We start from the raw sequence: 15,606 nt of genomic DNA on the forward strand, positions 1-15,606 counted from the left end.
TTTATACGCGTGGCGCAAGCCTTTTTTTCGGACTCAAGCATCGCCAGTCGACACCGGCACACAGCCATCCAAACTGCTCGGGGTCGAGTGACCAGGTGCTCGCACCGGCAGAGGGCCAGATGAAGCGACCGTCCTGCAATCGGCGCACTGCCAACCATGTCCCCTGTGCATCACAGCACAGTACCTTGATGCGTGTGGCCGCGCGATTGCGGAATACGTACGCGGCGCCGTCGAACGGGTTGCGGTCGAGGATCTCGCGTACGTGCACCAGCAACCGATCCATACCGCAGCGCAGATCGATCGGTGCCGTCACCAACCACCAGCCGGTCGGGCTCAACATGCCATCAGCGCCCGGATCATCGGCACCCACTGCGTTGCATCGCTACCGACCGACAGGCGCACCTGCAGCCCGTTGGGCAGCTCCACCTCGATACGATCAATCGATGTGGACACCTCCGGAACCACGATCGGCAACAGCGCATGGGTCGATGGCGGCGGCACTATGCTCAGCTTGCCCCGCCAGTAACCAAAGCACGGCAGGCTCAAGTCTTCTTGGCGGCAGTACGCCGCCTGACTCTGGCCGCTGTCGCGCCACGCGGCCAGATGCCGCCTCCAGAATGCAGCCTTGCTACCCATGCGCTTGCTCCTGCGAAAACAGGCGCGTATCGCAACAGCTGCCGACGGCTCAGTACAGGTGAGGTGGCCGGCCGCTTACCGACCGGCACATCGCCAGAGCGTGAAACGTCGGCGTGCCGCGAGCACGCTGGCGAGGATCGATCCGGACCGATGGCTGGCGGTGGACGCGCGCTTGGCTGAGGACTGGAGCCCCGAGCAGATCACTGCCGAAGCGCTCATCAGCCACGAACGCATCTATCAACACATCGCTGCCGACCGTCAGCGTGGTGGCGAGCTCTGGCAGCAACTGCGCTGTCGCAAGCAACGGCGCCGCCGCCATCGTTGCGGCACACCACGGCAGCGGCAGCGCTTTCGTGGACGGCGCATTGCTGAGCGACCGGCCATCGTGGAAAGCCGCCAACGGGTGGGCGACTGGGAGGGCGACACCATCGTGGGTAAGGGGCTCTCGCGGATCGTCACACTGGTCGACCGCAAGTCCGGCCTGCTGCGGATGCGCCGTGTACCCAACGGCGAGGCGGACACGGTTATGCGCGCAGTCGTCCACGCCCTGCATTTCCTGCAGGCTCGAGTGCATACCCTGACCTGGGACAAAGGCAGTGAATTCGCCGAGCACGCGGTGATCGATATCGCCCTGCGCGCCAAAAGCTACTTCGCCGAACCCTACTCATCCTGGCAGCGCGGTACGAATGAAAATACCAACGGCTTGGTCCGGCAGTACCTGCCCAAGCGCTGCGATCTCGGCGCTTACTCCGACGCCGATATCCAGGCGATTGAAGACAAGCTCAACCAGCGACCGCGCAAGCGGTTAGGATTCCGCACACCACAGCAAGTTTTCGATGCTTCCTTCAACCGCGGTGCACTTCGTAGTTGAATCCGCCACTGAGCGTATCGCGGAGTGACAAAATCGTAATATCTCGCCAGCGATTGGTAACAGGAAAGCACACTTTATGCTCCGCCCATGAAGTCGATTTACCGTGAAACGATCAAATTCCCAGCCGCCAGTGGCGGCATATTTTCTTCAAGCCCGTCACCGTGAACGGGACTGTCGTCGCTTACCCAGGAAAGCTGGCTGTCGTAAAGAACGTCGACAGCACGCGCTTCCAGACCACCATTCGCCGGAATGTTCCATTTGAGCGACCATACACCTGTGGTGCTGGAATCGGTACGAATCTACGAGGGGAAGCGTAAGATCGAGTCGATGAGGTGGCCCGATAGAGCGTGGGGAGACGCTGAACGCACTTCTTGATTCCGAGGCGGCCCAGGTCTACTGAAGTGAGCGCTACGAGCGATGTCGGCAAGAGACATCCTTTAGTTCTTGCGAACAGCCGAGCGTCGGAAAACATGGATTGGCCGCACCCGTAAGGCATAGATGAGCCATGCGTCATTCAAGACAAGATCACGGTCGCGACCAGCCCGCCATTCTTGCGATTAGCCAGGGTGAAACTTCCGCCAATCGCGCGTGTAAGTTGTACAGCGATGGCGAGCCCGAGGCCCGTGCCGCCGGTGTCGCGGTTGCGTGATGCTTCCAACCGGTAGAAGGGCTGAAGTACCTGCTCCAATTCTTCGTCGGGAATGCCCGGCCCACGATCCGATACGGTGATGCACAGTGCATTCTGTGCATTGCGCGAAGCGCCGACTTCGGCAGCACCGCCGTATTTGATGGCATTGTCGATCACGTTACATAGCACGCGGCGGAGCGCCTGCTGACGGACCATCGCTATGCCGCTGATGGTGCCGGACAGCGTAACCGGTCGACCGACATCCTGATAATCGAACACGAGGCTTTCGAGAAACGCTCCCACGTTCACGCGCATGGGTGTCTCCGCACCGCCGTACGCGCTGCGGGCGTAGGTCACGCCTTCTCGTACCAGGTGCTCCATTTCGCACAGATCGCTGAGAATTTTTCTTTGTTCTTCACCTTCATCGAGATTTTCGGCTCGGAGCCGCATCCGTGTAAGCGGAGTTTGTAAATCGTGCGAGATCGAAGCCAAGATGTGCAAGCGTTCCTTCATATGACGAGCGATGCGCTCCTGCATCGTGTTGAAGGCTATGGCGGCTTGCGCAACCTCGGTGGGCCCTTCCTCGCTCATGCGCGGCCCATCGGCAGTGGGCGTCATCGATTCGGCGGCTAGTGCTAGCTGGGTCAACGGTCGCGTGGCCAGCCGAACTGCCAACCACGTGCATACGAGTAGAAGAAGCAGTTGCAGCATCAGCACGACGGGAAGCCAGAGCGCCACCGGCATCACATATGGTGTCATTTCCAGTGTAAGGGGCGAACCATCGTGCAAGGTGAAGTGCAGCTGGTAGCGTTCCGGCTTTGTCGAAACGATGTCGGCGTCTACACGGTAGGCGGGGCCAAGCTCCTTCACAATGCGACGCGTCAACTCAAGCGAACGTTCGGAGACCAGAGGCTTGCCAGGCTGTCCCGCGCCCAGGAGGTAGCGGTAGTTGTCGCGTTGCAAACGGCCAAGCCAGTTGGGGCGCTCCTGCGCGGGCAGACGATCCAGTATGGCGACAGACGTGCCGACGTCGTGTTCGACGGTATTGAGCATCACCGACATGGCGCTTTCGTAACGCTCGTAGAACTGCATCACGGCGGAGAGACCTTCCGCCAGCAGCAGGCCGCAGAGGATGATCACGTAAAGGCGCGACGCCATGCTGCGCGGTAGCCAGCGCGTCGGCGCCATCGATGCGGAGCGGCTCATATGACGTTCCCGTGCAGGTGGATCCAACCAGGAAGTGCGACGCTTGAAGGAAGCAAAAAACACCTCGCACAGTGTCTTGAATCGTAACGTTTTTCGAGGGCGATAGTTGAGCTTCTCCTCGAAGACTTGCGACTGCTTTTCGGTGGACGCGTCGATGTGTGAATGTCCCGGCGAATCAACCCGTTCGTCCCAAGAGGGGTATCCCCATTTTTCTCCCTCGTGTCCCGCTGTCACGGACTGTGCGGTTCGGCAGAAGAGGCATTGGTATCCAGAACCCAGTCGACTAGAGCGTCCTCGTCCAACTGATTGCCACTGTCATAGGTGGGCGCCTGGAAGCGGCATCGAAGCGAATGCAGGGCAGCGATGATCAGCCGCACCGGCTTTGCCATCGGGCACACGCCGCAGTTTGAGGTAACGCTACTTGCGTTCGACCAAGCTGATGATGCGCACGGCGCCCGGACCATCCACGCTGCAGCTTCCCGGTGGCCACCTGCTTGCGGTGCTCCACGGCGGCTGCACGCTCGTCGATGCGGCGACCATGAAACCCCGGCAGTGTCGCGCGGCTCCGAAGCGGCAGCGTCGTCGTCGCCGGCGATATGTCCACAGATCGCCGCCACGCTATTGGTCCGGGGCGATGCGCTAGTAAATGCGTTCAGGACTCACATTGGCAATGTCACGCCTAGCGATCTGCTGCGGGCTCCGCTCTTCGCCCAGATGCAGCTTCGATTTGTGCCCGGGTGGATACGACACTTGGGGTACTTCAACGCCGCATGGTTGTCTCACTCCACAGTTAAATCTGCCGCACGGTCAGCGGCATGCTGAATACATAACCCTCACTGCGCACTGTTTTGATGTAGACCTGCTCCTTCGCGTTGTCGTCAAGGCGGGTTCTTAGGCGACTCACCAAAAGGTCGATCGAACGGTCGAAATGCTCCGCATCCCTGCCTTGCGTGAGGTTAAGTAACTGGTCCCGCGACAATACCCGCTGCGGGTGGTCGAGGAACACACGCAACAAGCGAAATTCGGCACCGCTCAGCGCAACGATGGTGCCGTCCTGATCGACCAGCTGGCGCGCGCGAATATCCAGCCGCCAGCTGCCGAAGGACAATGTGTCGACAGCCTCCGTGCTGCGAAGGTTGGGCGGCAGCATGCGCGTGCGTCGGATCACCGCTTTGATGCGAGCCAGCAGTTCGCGTGGCGAGAACGGTTTCACGACATAGTCGTCGGCACCCATCTCTAGGCCAATGATGCGGTCGGTTTCACCATCGCGTGCGGTGAGAAGGAGAATTGGCAAGGCACGATGCTTGCCGCCGCACAGGGTGCGGCAGAGCACTAGACCGTCGTCGCCCGGCATCATGATGTCGAGCACGATCAGATCGAATACTGAGGTATCGAGCTTTGCAAACATATCGCGACCGTCGATAGCCGCGCTGGCACGCAAGCCGTTCTTGCGAAGATAGTCCGCGACACCGGTGCGAATGTCGCGATCGTCATCGACGACGAGGATGTGATCGATGTGATCCATATCATTGTTTATCCCAGAGTCTGCATTCTATTGCGTCCTGTTATTTCTTGCTAAGCAGCTGACGCACATGCTGTTTGGCTTGGTCGTAGCCTACTTTACCGATGTGACTACATCACGTGACCATTCTGATCGATGAGATAGAAGGTCGGCCACAAGCGGTCTCCGTAGGCATTCCAGATACGGTAGTCATCATCCACCGCTACCGGCCAAGTGATCTGGTATCGATGGATGGCTGACTGGAGCGCCGCCGGGTCGTGCTCTTCGTCGTATTCGGGTGTGTGGACCCCTACCACCACCAAACCGTCCTTTGCGTACTTGTCATAAAACGCCTTCGTGTGCGGCAGCACATGAGGGTAGTCGAAGCATTCGGGTGTCCAGAACTCGACCCGCACCACCATGAACGACGGCAGGGTACGTGTCACTACACCCGAGAAAATGACCAAGGTGGCCGTCTGCACCTCGTGTGATTCATAGGACGCAGTTATGCCAGCGTCACCGAAAGGGACATTTTTAACACCCTGTTAGTCAACTGACATAGATCTGAAAAGAAATTCTTGCGATAGCCAAGTAACCAAAAATACGTAACTCGCGTATGGCGACGCAAAGAACTGACCGCTGCGCCGATACAATTGCACACCATATGCCCGACAGGCGCTCTGAATGCTCGCGACCAGTGATGTCGCAATGACAGAGTTGGTCCCGTTCAGAACCCAAGTGTGGGGTACGACAATCACGCCGTATCACGCGTGGCCTTGGGCTTTACTAGCCACCGTACTGCGATCACCCCCAACTCATAAAGCAAACACATCGGGACCGCCAGCAGGATCATCGATGTGATGTCCGGTGGCGTGATGAAAGCAGAGACGGCAAAGGCACCGACGAAAGCGTAGCGACGAGCGTTGCGAAGCCTGGTGAGGTCGACAACGCCCACCGCAGCGAGAATCACCACGGCCACCGGAACCTCAAAGCACAGGCCGAAAGCGAAGAACATCAGCATCACGAAATCCAAGTAATGCGTGATGTCAGTCATCATCTCTACACCCTGTGGCGTCATCGCCGTCAGGAAGCGAAACGTTGCCGGCAGCACCAGGAAATACGCAAACGCGCAACCCAGGTAGAACAGCATCAGTGCGGCGGCGAGCAACACTCGTGCGAGTCGCCTCTCCTGTTGGTACAGCCCGGAGCTGACGAACGCCCATAGCTGGTACAAGATCATCGGCATGCTGATGAAAAGCGAAGCATAGAACGTCAACTTCAATGGCGTGACAAACGGACTGGCCACTTCGGTGGCAATCAAATGTGCGCCTTGTGGCAATCGAGCCACCAGCGGCGCCGCCAGTTCGCTGTAAAGCCTGTTTGCGAACGGCACCAGTGCCAGCAGCACAAGCAGCACGGTGCAGACCGCCGTGAGCAATCGCGAGCGCAGCTCGAGTAGATGTGAAAACAAGCCCCGCTGAATATCGACGTCGAGTTCAGACACCGCCATGCATGTATTCCTTCGCCGCTATGTGATTCAAGTCGACGCGATCCGATACGAGGTGGGCCGGCTCGACGAAATTGAGCTCGACACGATCCACAGTGGCTTGGCTGCCTGGCATTTCCTTCGACGCATCGGCGAGCTCACCTTCTTCGGATCGCAATGAGGCAATCGATGCCACGATTGCTCCGGGAGCGACCTCGGCGGCACCTTGCGCGAACGGCGCGCGTACATCGTCAACTACGGACTTCACATCGCCTTGCACCGCTTCGGCCCGCATGGCTGCCTCGCGCGCGGCGCGTTTGAGTTCTTCGATCTGCAACTCGCGCTCCACCTCGGCGCGCACACCATCCCAGCCGTTACGCACGCGACGCAGCAGCGCGCCGGTGGTACGCGCCGCACCAGGTAGTTTTTCCGGCCCCAGCACGATTAACGCCACAAGTGCGAGCAGCACCAACTTGCCGAAGCCGATCTCGATCATTGCGTGGACGGTCCTTCCGTGTTTATGTGGACTCGTGCGAGTCGTGCTGCTGTTGCGTCGCGTTGGAAGAAGTCGCCGATGCGGCCAGAGGTGGGTCAGCCTTAAGCTGCTCCTGCTCTTTCCGCTTGACGTCTTCATCGTCACCCTGCATGGCCTTCTTGAAGCCACGCACGGCGTTGCCGATATCGGGACCGATCTTGCTCAACTTGCCGGTGCCAAACACCACCAAGACAACGACAAGCAGAATGGCCCAATGCCAAAAACTATCCAGACCCATATCCACTCCTACATGGCCGGTGTCGGAGGCCGGCTAAGAACCCAGCCCCGACCATCCGTAAATCAATGTCAGATGCACTTCCCATGACAGTCCGCGAAGCGGCCACGACGACCCGACCTCGGATAGCTTGGTTCGATCAACGCCAGCACTGCTTCCCACGGCGCAACCTTAGCCATCTCGCCAGGAACCGCTCGCGCCGCGTCGGCCTCCTCTTCGACTCGAAACTCAACGACGCAAACGAACGCTGTCTCATGGAGGGAGGCGCTTCCTGGAGCCTGGTCGCTATGATGCCTATTGCGCGGAACAGATCAGAGCACCCCTAAGCCGCGGCGGTAGCAACGCAACATTTGTCGCGATCGCCGCGGCTGTTCTGCAGAGGCTATCGATCAGAAACGATCGACGTCAACGATTGCCTGGGCAAACTCCTGCGGCGCCTCTTGCGGCAGGTTATGACCGACACCACCACCGATGTCTCGATGTGCGTATTTGCCGGTGAATTTCTTCGCATAGGCTGCGGCGGGCGGGTGCGCGGCGCCGTTATCACTACCTTCAAGCGTGATTGTCGGTACGGCAATATTGGGCGCTGCAGCTAAACGCTGCTCAAGAGCATCGTATTGCGGTTCGCCTTTGGAGAGCCCAAGGAACCAGCGATAATGATTAATCGTGATTTCGGCGAAGTCAGGATTTTCAAACGATACGGCGCTGCGCTCATAGGTGGCGTCGTCGAAGTTCCACTTTGGCGAAGCGGTCGTCCAAATGAGCCTGTTAAAGTCCTTCCAATTCTTCTCGTAGCCGAGCTTGCCGCGGTCTGTAGCGAAATACCACACGTACCACCATTGTTGCTCGATCTTAGGCGGCAGCGGCACTGCGAAGAGAGGTTGGCCAGCGACGATGTAGCCGCTTACGGAGACCAACGCCTTGCAGCGCTCCGGCCAGAGCGCGGCGATTTGGCAAGCGCAATTCGCACCCCAGTCAAAACCACCAAAAACTGCACTCTTGATCTTCAGCGCATCCATCAACGCAATGATGTCGATCGCATTTCTCACCTGCTGCCCATTTCTGTACGTATCGGCTGAAAGAAAGCGCGTCGTACCATAGCCGCGGAAATGAGGAATGATCACTCGATAGCCTTGCGCTGCGAGCAAGGGTGCCACGTCCACGAAACTATGGATGTCGTAAGGCCAGCCGTGCAGGAGTATGACGACGGGACCGTCGGCAGGACCGGCCTCTGCATATCCCATATTCAGCTCACCAGCATTGATCTGCTTGATCGGGCCGAACGACGCGTTGCTACCTGGCGTTGCCGGTGGAATGGTTACTGGTGATTTTGACATGCCGGATTTCGCAAAGGCGTTTCCCATCGAAATGAACGGGGCCGCTGCCATCGTCAGGGCGGCTACGCCGAGAAAATTGCGTCGTTGAGGATCGGTTTCATTAGTCATGGCTTCTCTCTCGTCAAAGTTGTGTAGTTGCAGAAAGGCAAGAATCACCGTGACCTAACGCATGCGCAGGCTTCGCTTGATGCTTAACGCTCACTGCGCGTATCGCGTAATGACGAAATCGTGATCTTTCGCCAGCGATTGGTGACAGGCAAAGCAGGTTTTATGCTCCGCCAATGAGGTCGGTTTACCATTTACGAAGCGACCAAATCCCCAGCCGTCTGTGGCGGCATATTTCTTCGAGTCTTTTACCATAAACTGGACTGTCGTCGCTTGCCCAGGAAAGCTGGCTGTCGTAGAGAACGTCGACGGCACGCGCTTCCAGGCCACCTTCGCCAGAATGGTTCCATCGGGAAATGGCAATGTACCTTCGCGAAATGCCTGGAAGCCGGCGGGATTGCCTAAGATGATGCGTAGCTCGTCAAGCGGTGGCGCTTCAAGAGAGGGCGCGATCGCCTGCCACTCCCGATAGCCCGAAGGAATGGTGACACCATAGATAGGAGATGCATTTCCATTCGCCGCGCTGTTTGTGGTCGGCGTAATTCCGATTTCGTTGGAAGAAGACACGGCTAGCGCGCCTATTCCTAATAGGCTTCCCGAGAGAGCAATTGCGGCGCCCGTAACAAGCGGGCCTTTGGGTATGCGATTCATCGGGATGGACACTTCTCGTGCTTTGTCAGCAGGTCGAGCCCATTAGAGACTCGTACCTTGTCTTGGATGTGTCTGCAAAGGCACCGATTTGTATCGATTTGTATCGACAAATGCCGTCTACCGGAGAAGCAACGCATCGATTCGATCTCGAACAGCGCATCCTCCATAGCCGAGCCGCTCAACGCGTGCTACTGCTGTATGAATGGCAGAATTCGCCTGCGCCGCTACTTCGTCGACGCGATAGTTGAGGGGGCTGAGCCGAATTTCGTTGCTCGTTGACGAAGAGAGCCATGCGGCTATTTCGCGATAGGCCCCCTCCGAGTCCGACGATAAACGCGGGAGCGCAGAAGGGGGCATTCTGGCGAAAGCGGATGTGACAGGACATGCAATTTTCCGAGGCTGCCGTGCGTCGCTCAAGGCAAGGTCACGGTCGCCACCAGCCCACCATCCTTGCGGTTGGCCAGTGTGAAACTTCCGCCGATTGCGCATGTAAGTTGTGCAGCGATAGCGAGCCCAAGGCCCGCGCCACCGGTATCGTGGTTGCGCGATGCCTCCAACCGGTAGAAGGGCTGAAGTACCTGCTCCAACTCGTCTTCAGGAATGCCCGGCCCACGATCTGATACGGTAATGCACAGTGCATTCCGTGCATTGCGCGATGCGGCGACTTCGGCGGCACCGCCATATTTGATGGCATTGTCGATCAGGTTGCCCAGTACACGTCGCAGGGCCTGCTGACGGACCATCGCTGTGCCGGTGATGGTGCCGGCCAGCGTGACCGGCCGGCCAACATCCCGGTAATCGGACACCAGGCTTTCGAGAAACACTCTCGCATTCATGCGTACTAGTGTTTCTGCGCCGCCGTGCGAACTGCGGGCGTAGGCCACACCTTCTCGCATCAGGTGCTCCATCTCGCGCAGGTCGTTGAGGTTTTTCTTTTGCTCTTCGCTTCCTTCCAATTTCTCGGCACGTAGCCGCATGCGCGTAATAGGCGTTTGCAGATCGTGGGAGATCGAGGCCAGGATGTGCAGCCTTTCCTTCAGATGACGACCAATGCGTTCTTGCATCAAGTTGAAGGCAATGGCGGCTTGCGCCACTTCGGTGGGCCCTTCCTCGCTCATGCGTGGCCCGTCGGTGGTCGGCGTCATCGATTCGGCGGCTCGCGCCAGCTGTGTCAGCGGCCGCGTGACCAGCCGTACTGCCAGCCAGGTGCAGACGAGTAGAAGAAGCAATTGCAGCGTCAGCACGATGGGAAGCCAGAGCGCTACTGGTGACACATGCGGAGTGATTTCCAGTGTAAGGAGCGAACCATCGTGCAAGGTGAAGTGCGCCTGATATCGTTCGGGCTTTGTCGAAACGATGTCTGCGTTTACCCGATAGGCGGGGCCGAGCTCCTTCGCAATGCGGCGCGTCAACTCGCGCGAGCGTTCGGAATCCAGAGGTTTACCAGGCTGTCCCGCGCCCAGGAGGTAGCGGTAGTTGTCGCGTCGCAAACGGTCAAGCCAGTTGGGGCGCTCCTGCGCGGGCAGACGATCGAGCATGGCGACCGACGTGCCGACGTCGTGCTCGACGGTATTGAGCATCACCGACAGGGCGCTTTCGTAACGCTCGTAGTACTGCAGCGCCGTGGAAAGACCTTGCGCCAGCAAGAGGCCGGCCAGGATAATCAGATAGAGGCGCGACGCCATACTGCGCGGTAGCCATCGCCGTGGCGTTATAAGTGCGATGCGGTTCAAGTGTGCACCGTCACCGGCTTGCTGAATACATAACCCTTACTGCGCACCGTCTTGATATACGCTTGCTCCTTCGCGTTGTCGTCAAGGAGGGCTCTCAAGCGGCTCACCAAGAGATCGATCGATCGATCGAAAAACTCGGTATCCCTGCCTTGCGAGAGGTTGAGTAACTGATTCCGCGACAACACCCGCTGCGGATTGTCGAGAAACACACGCAACAGCCGAAATTCGGCACCGCTCAGCGCAATGATAGTGCCCTCCTGATCGATCAGATGGCGTGCGCGAGCATCCAGACGCCAACTGCCGAAGGACATTGCGTTGACAGTCTCCGTGCTGCGAAGGTTGGGCGGAAGCATGCGCGAGCGTCGGATCACGGCTGTGATACGAGCGAGCAGTTCGCGTGGCGAGAACGGTTTCACGACATAGTCGTCCGCACCCATCTCCAGGCCAATAATGCGGTCGGTTTCATCATCGCGCGCGGTGAGCAAGAGAATCGGCACGGCGCGATGCTTCCCGCAGCGAAGCGTACGGCATAGCATCAGGCCGTCGTCGCCCGGCATCATGATGTCGAGCACGATCAAATCGAACGCCGAGGCGTCGAGTTGCGCGAACATTCCGCGCCCATCGACAGTCGCACTGGCGCGCAAGCCGTTCTTGCGCAGGTAGTCCACCACATCGGTGCGAATGTCGTGATCGTCGTCGACGACGAGGATATGGTTGACGTGATCCATGTCGTTCATTCCAAAGCTTGGCTTGCTGTTGTGTCTGATGGCGCCTTGCCAAGAAGTTCGCGCACATGCTGTTCCGTCTGGTCGTAATCCCCCTCACCAATGTGGCTATACACCACGCGACCATTCTGATCGATGAGATAGAGGGCCGGCCAGAAGCTGTTTCCGTAGGCGTTCCAGATACGGTAGTCATTATCGACCGCTACCGGCCAGGTGATCTGATATCGATGGATAGCTGACTGGAGCGCTGCCGGGTCGTGCTCTTCGTCGTATTCGGGCGTGTGGACGCCTACGACCACCAAACCGTCCTTTGCGTACTTGTCATATAGCGCCTTCGTGTGCGGCAGCACATGAAGGCAATTGATGCATTCGCGTGTCCAGAACTCGACCAGTACCACCTTGCCGTGAAGTCCGCTCAGGGTCAGCGGTTGAGAGTTGTACCAGCGATCCGCACCAGTGAAGTCCGGCGCCGGTGCGTGGAGTTCCTGTGCGCTGGCCGTGGTCCACGCGTCGGGCCAGTAGATCAGGAGCGCCGAGCCAAGGGCGGCGACGGCGACGGCAATGGCGATACGCGAGAAAGTCATGGGGTCTGCCTCGTAAATAGTGGGGGCGATGCCAACGCGTACCGCCTCAACCGCTATTGGACCGGATCCAGTTGTCTCGGTCGTGTCCACGCACCCTGCTTTTTGTATCTGTTTGTACAACGGCATCGCGAAGTGAGGTGCCCGCGATCGGCGGGTTTGTATCGAAACGTGTCCATTGCCGCCCGGGACACACTTTGATGCTATTGGGTGCTTCACGTGACATACCCGGGATACGTCGTTGCGGTTTCCTATGCGCGCCGGCCGAATTCTCGCCGCCCATTCAGGGCAAACGGCCTTTCTATCTCGGAACGCAACCATGTCTCACAACGGCACCATCCTTTATACCGGCAAGACATTCACTACCGGTGATCGCGAGCGTCAGTCGCGGAGCAGTGACAATCGCTTGGACATTGAGCTTTCGCCTCCCGGTTCCGCGGGCATGGGAACCAATCCAGAGCAGCTGTTGGCTGCAGGCTGGTCTGCCTGCTTCATTGGCGCAATGGGAAGCGCCGCGCGGGAATAGGGCGTTCGTCTTCCTGCCGACGCCTGGGTTGCCGCCGAAGTGGATCTGATCAACGACCCTGAAGAAGGCTTCTTTTTACAGGCCCGCCTGCAGGTGAGCCTGCCGGGACTCGATCTCACGCTCGCGCAGTCTATCGCCGATCGCGCGCATCAACTTTGCCCGTATTCCAAGGCAACGCGCGGAAACATTCAGGTCCTCATTACCGCCCTATAAGCAGCGCTCGCACCTGGTCTCACTCATTCACGGTGATATTCATGGGAGCACCGATGCAATCCTAGCGGCCACACTGGCCTTTTCACTGGCGATACCAACACCTGTGCATAGCAAACCTCCAGCTCGGCAAAGTCGGCGGTGGAGAAATGCCACGGCGTGGCACTCGCCGGCAAAAATGATTGCGCCGCCGCCCCCGGTACAACCTGCGCCGGCACCGGCCAGGCTAATGACCAGGGCAACGCCTAGATTCTCGTGACCAAAGACTCCCGGTAGGCGAGGTGCAGACGCATCTTTGTATCAAGGGTTTGAGCGAACTGTGATGGCTAAATGTAAGACGTCTGTTGGGTCAGTAGCGCCAAGCGGGGACAGATGATCGGAACGTAAAGGACTTGGTGCGACCCAGGAATTCGGTAGTTAGCAAGTGTTTCAGTGGATGCCTCATCGGCGGAAAATGGGCGGTGTCGACAGGGAAGGAAGAGCAGGACGCCAATGGCACGTACGCCAGGCACGTAAGAAAGGGCATCAAGGGAATACCAAAGAATTAGGAATTGGCGGTCAAGCCAGAGTTGAAAGAACTCAGGCCGTGGAGACCGGCTTGACCGCCAAGATGTACACCACTTACTCCCCTAGAGTGGTCATGGAGAGTCACCTCGCAGGATGCGAAATAGCCTGATGCCGCGATTTCGATCGTAAGCGCCAGGCGAAAAGCAGGTCGCTCCTCCCCCAGCGCCTGTTTGCCACGTCGTGAGATGAAGCATGTCGAAGGTCCGCGAGGACTGCGGAGAAAGTTTAAGGCCCAAGGATAGGGCCTTTCGGCATTTACACGTATTTAGCCGCTCGTTACGCCGGACACTGCGGCAAGCGATGCGTGAGAAAGGGTTCGCTGTTGCAGATTCATGCCAATATGACGCCGTGCTCCACAACATAGCGCTCGATCGACCTGCCGCTGTCTTCCACCACTCGGTAGATCGGCGCCCATACGCCCATTTGATAAGTTCTTCAGCCTGCTCCGGGATTCAATCAAGCTTGGCTTTCTCGGCCGAACATCGCATCCATGAAAGCTCAGGTTTTGTACCTGATCGTATCCCGCACCGACTGCTACACATTTCGATGTCATTTGGCGCGTCCGGCGACACATCCGGGATACGTCGCTACGGTTTCCTATGCACACCGGCCGTTCTCTCCATTTCTGGCGAATGGCCGTCCATCAGGGAGCGCCAAACATGTCTTCCAGCCTTAACGTTATCTACACACCAAAATCCTCACTAGTGGCGGACGCGAAGGTAGATCGTACAGTCATGACAATCGACTTCTCGACGCGACGGACTACCCAAGTGTGAACGATCTAACCTGTATCGCTATTTATCAATCCGCCATGGTAGTGAAGGCTGCCATGAAGATTGATCCAGACCTTGGAATGGTTCTGGATTGATTCGAGAATGACGTCATCGCCGAGTTTGGCGGAACAGCGCTAAGCATGGTCCTTCAGGGAAGGTACGTGCAGGTCATTGTGTTCCTTGATCGTTGCACTCGCATGGAGTCATCAATTTACTTCACGCCCACCGCCACCGCCACCGCCACCGGGAACGGGAACGGGAACGGGAACGGGTCAAAAATATTGGGTCGAGAGCCCACAAGCGTGCGCTAAATGGCAAAAATCAAATAGCCTAAACCCCAATCCCTTATTACAAGCACACTGGCTTTTCACAGAGCCATACTGGCTCATAGGAGCTACTCCCCGGGTGTTGGAGAAACGACCATGCGGAACAACGACTTGAAATATCGGTCACCCTCAATGCCCATCGCAGGATTCCTCATCATCTCAATTGCAACAGTTGCGGCACAGCAGTTGGCGTCAGCCTCCGGACCCGGAGGGCCCACAATCGAAGCTCAATACCTCGCGCGAAACACCATCGCCATGAACAAAATGATGGTAGGCATGGCCGACAAGCTCAGCGGTAATGTGGATCATGACTTTGTGGCAACGATGATTCCGCACCATCAGGGTGCGATCGATATGGCGCAAATCGAACTTGTCTTCGGTCATAACGAGCAACTAACGCGCCTCGCTCATGAGATCATCGTCGAGCAACTTCAGGAAATCTCTGCGATGCATTCGGCAATTGATGAATCGCCATTGCCAAAGCCTGGTAAAAATAGGGAGTTGGCCGGTTCACGTGGCAACACTGCGCCAAGCGCAAGCCTCGCCAATGAATCATTGTTTCTGGCGGAGAACAAGACCGCAATGGATATCATGATGGCTGGCATGCAGGCCCCGCCTACGGGTGATGTAGATCATGACTTTGTTGCGACGATGGTGCCGCACCATCGTGGCGCAGTCGACATGGCCCAACTTGAAATGCGTTATGGAAGCGACGCCGCGCTGAAACGAATCGCGCAGGAAATTATCACTGACCAGCCCCAGGAAATAGCAATGATGAGATTGGCGTTGGGCGAAACACTTTCACCCTCGCTTTCATCCCCTTCGCAATCCGCGCAGCAAGCGCGGGGCACTGTCGCTGTCGCGCCAAATTCCAACCAAATGTCGCCTGCAATACACGTAGCTTCGGCTATGCAGATGCCAAGCACGAAAAATATTGAACAGCCGCCAAGTTCAACGGGCAACTAAAATACACA

Annotated in this window: 18 protein-coding genes and 1 pseudogene; 5 read left to right on the forward strand and 14 right to left on the reverse strand. The window is 57.9% G+C overall.

The features are described 5' to 3' along the window. Position 1: 1 nt before the first annotated feature. Both tnpB and HDE77_RS09505 read right to left on the reverse strand, forming a co-directional pair. The gene (gene tnpB, locus HDE77_RS09500) at positions 2-340 is read right to left on the reverse strand and encodes an IS66 family insertion sequence element accessory protein TnpB (protein ID WP_184417087.1); all 339 of its coding nucleotides are present in this window, start codon (positions 338-340) and stop codon (positions 2-4) included. Next, positions 334-636 carry a hypothetical protein gene (locus HDE77_RS09505; protein ID WP_184417089.1) on the reverse strand — a complete coding sequence of 101 codons (303 nt, stop codon included), beginning with the start codon at positions 634-636 and terminating at the stop codon, positions 334-336. Before HDE77_RS09505 ends, tnpB begins: the two co-directional genes overlap by 7 nt. Here HDE77_RS09505 and HDE77_RS09510 point away from each other — a divergent pair. Further along, a complete protein-coding gene (locus tag HDE77_RS09510; protein WP_255482626.1) occupies positions 635-1,507 on the forward strand; it encodes an IS30 family transposase in 873 nt (290 codons plus the stop codon). The two genes, HDE77_RS09505 and HDE77_RS09510, sit on opposite strands and share 2 nt — an antisense overlap. 514 nt (positions 1,508-2,021) lie before the next feature. On the opposite strand, the gene HDE77_RS09515 is transcribed toward HDE77_RS09510, so the two are convergent. From HDE77_RS09515 to HDE77_RS09570, 12 genes and pseudogenes are all read right to left on the reverse strand, one after another. Next, the gene (locus HDE77_RS09515) at positions 2,022-3,575 is read right to left on the reverse strand and encodes a HAMP domain-containing sensor histidine kinase (protein WP_343206086.1); all 1,554 of its coding nucleotides are present in this window, start codon (positions 3,573-3,575) and stop codon (positions 2,022-2,024) included. A 556-nt stretch (positions 3,576-4,131) separates the two neighbouring features. Next, a complete protein-coding gene (locus HDE77_RS09520) occupies positions 4,132-4,866 on the reverse strand; it encodes a response regulator (RefSeq protein WP_184417091.1) in 735 nt (244 codons plus the stop codon). A 107-nt stretch (positions 4,867-4,973) separates the two neighbouring features. Further along, on the reverse strand, positions 4,974-5,324 hold the full coding sequence (locus HDE77_RS09525) for a redoxin domain-containing protein (protein WP_184417093.1): 351 nt from the start codon (positions 5,322-5,324) through the stop codon (positions 4,974-4,976). A gap of 272 nt (positions 5,325-5,596) precedes the next feature. Continuing rightward, the gene (tatC, locus tag HDE77_RS09530) at positions 5,597-6,352 is read right to left on the reverse strand and encodes a twin-arginine translocase subunit TatC (RefSeq protein WP_184417095.1); all 756 of its coding nucleotides are present in this window, start codon (positions 6,350-6,352) and stop codon (positions 5,597-5,599) included. After that, complete coding sequence (tatB, locus tag HDE77_RS20480) at positions 6,339-6,824, reverse strand: Sec-independent protein translocase protein TatB (protein WP_255482627.1); 486 nt, start codon at positions 6,822-6,824, stop codon at positions 6,339-6,341. Before tatB ends, tatC begins: the two co-directional genes overlap by 14 nt. A gap of 22 nt (positions 6,825-6,846) precedes the next feature. Further along, entirely contained in the window at positions 6,847-7,101 is a 255-nt protein-coding gene (gene tatA / locus HDE77_RS09540; RefSeq protein ID WP_184417097.1) for a twin-arginine translocase TatA/TatE family subunit, read from the reverse strand. A gap of 98 nt (positions 7,102-7,199) precedes the next feature. After that, positions 7,200-7,354: pseudogene (locus HDE77_RS09545) on the reverse strand (IS5/IS1182 family transposase); the annotation flags it as partial. A gap of 133 nt (positions 7,355-7,487) precedes the next feature. Further along, positions 7,488-8,543, reverse strand: coding sequence for an alpha/beta hydrolase (locus HDE77_RS09550; protein WP_184417099.1), 1,056 nt, complete (start codon positions 8,541-8,543; stop codon positions 7,488-7,490). A gap of 90 nt (positions 8,544-8,633) precedes the next feature. Beyond that, positions 8,634-9,107 carry a cytochrome P460 family protein gene (locus HDE77_RS09555; protein ID WP_221444206.1) on the reverse strand — a complete coding sequence of 158 codons (474 nt, stop codon included), beginning with the start codon at positions 9,105-9,107 and terminating at the stop codon, positions 8,634-8,636. A 497-nt stretch (positions 9,108-9,604) separates the two neighbouring features. After that, entirely contained in the window at positions 9,605-10,876 is a 1,272-nt protein-coding gene (locus tag HDE77_RS09560; protein WP_184417101.1) for a HAMP domain-containing sensor histidine kinase, read from the reverse strand. A 44-nt stretch (positions 10,877-10,920) separates the two neighbouring features. Continuing rightward, on the reverse strand, positions 10,921-11,652 hold the full coding sequence (locus tag HDE77_RS09565) for a response regulator (protein WP_184417102.1): 732 nt from the start codon (positions 11,650-11,652) through the stop codon (positions 10,921-10,923). A gap of 5 nt (positions 11,653-11,657) precedes the next feature. Further along, complete coding sequence (locus tag HDE77_RS09570; protein ID WP_343206087.1) at positions 11,658-12,323, reverse strand: thioredoxin family protein; 666 nt, start codon at positions 12,321-12,323, stop codon at positions 11,658-11,660. 226 nt (positions 12,324-12,549) lie between these two features. Here HDE77_RS09570 and HDE77_RS20485 point away from each other — a divergent pair, with 226 nt between their 5' ends. The 4 genes from HDE77_RS20485 to HDE77_RS20495 all read left to right on the forward strand — a co-directional run bounded on the left by HDE77_RS20485 (position 12,550) and on the right by HDE77_RS20495 (position 15,598). Further along, positions 12,550-12,756, forward strand: a complete 207-nt coding sequence (locus HDE77_RS20485; RefSeq protein WP_255482628.1) for a hypothetical protein — start codon at positions 12,550-12,552, stop codon at positions 12,754-12,756. A gap of 39 nt (positions 12,757-12,795) precedes the next feature. Further along, entirely contained in the window at positions 12,796-12,969 is a 174-nt protein-coding gene (locus tag HDE77_RS20490) for a hypothetical protein (RefSeq protein WP_255482629.1), read from the forward strand. A 138-nt stretch (positions 12,970-13,107) separates the two neighbouring features. Next, positions 13,108-13,215: a DUF2282 domain-containing protein gene (locus tag HDE77_RS20720; RefSeq protein ID WP_184417103.1), complete on the forward strand. Its 108-nt coding sequence runs from the start codon at positions 13,108-13,110 to the stop codon at positions 13,213-13,215. A 1,513-nt stretch (positions 13,216-14,728) separates the two neighbouring features. Then, complete coding sequence (locus tag HDE77_RS20495; protein ID WP_255482630.1) at positions 14,729-15,598, forward strand: DUF305 domain-containing protein; 870 nt, start codon at positions 14,729-14,731, stop codon at positions 15,596-15,598. The last annotated feature ends 8 nt before the right edge of the window (positions 15,599-15,606 follow it).

Origin of the sequence: Rhodanobacter sp. MP7CTX1 (assembly GCF_014205795.1) — a bacterium.
Classification (GTDB): domain Bacteria; phylum Pseudomonadota; class Gammaproteobacteria; order Xanthomonadales; family Rhodanobacteraceae; genus Rhodanobacter.

Bases quoted from the DNA above. Each gene is read 5' to 3' on its own strand.
- tatC (WP_184417095.1), bottom strand. From the start codon at position 6,352: ATGGCGGTGTCTGAACTCGACGTCGATATTCAGCGGGGCTTGTTTTCA.
- HDE77_RS20495 (WP_255482630.1), top strand. From the start codon at position 14,729: ATGCGGAACAACGACTTGAAATATCGGTCACCCTCAATGCCCATCGCA.
- HDE77_RS09550 (WP_184417099.1), bottom strand. From the start codon at position 8,543: ATGACTAATGAAACCGATCCTCAACGACGCAATTTTCTCGGCGTAGCC.
- tatA (WP_184417097.1), bottom strand. From the start codon at position 7,101: ATGGGTCTGGATAGTTTTTGGCATTGGGCCATTCTGCTTGTCGTTGTC.
- tnpB (WP_184417087.1), bottom strand. From the start codon at position 340: ATGTTGAGCCCGACCGGCTGGTGGTTGGTGACGGCACCGATCGATCTG.
- HDE77_RS09505 (WP_184417089.1), bottom strand. From the start codon at position 636: ATGGGTAGCAAGGCTGCATTCTGGAGGCGGCATCTGGCCGCGTGGCGC.
- HDE77_RS20485 (WP_255482628.1), top strand. From the start codon at position 12,550: ATGTCTCACAACGGCACCATCCTTTATACCGGCAAGACATTCACTACC.
- HDE77_RS09565 (WP_184417102.1), bottom strand. From the start codon at position 11,652: ATGGATCACGTCAACCATATCCTCGTCGTCGACGACGATCACGACATT.
- tatB (WP_255482627.1), bottom strand. From the start codon at position 6,824: ATGATCGAGATCGGCTTCGGCAAGTTGGTGCTGCTCGCACTTGTGGCG.
- HDE77_RS09560 (WP_184417101.1), bottom strand. From the start codon at position 10,876: ATGGCGTCGCGCCTCTATCTGATTATCCTGGCCGGCCTCTTGCTGGCG.
- HDE77_RS09510 (WP_255482626.1), top strand. From the start codon at position 635: ATGCGCTTGCTCCTGCGAAAACAGGCGCGTATCGCAACAGCTGCCGAC.
- HDE77_RS09520 (WP_184417091.1), bottom strand. From the start codon at position 4,866: ATGGATCACATCGATCACATCCTCGTCGTCGATGACGATCGCGACATT.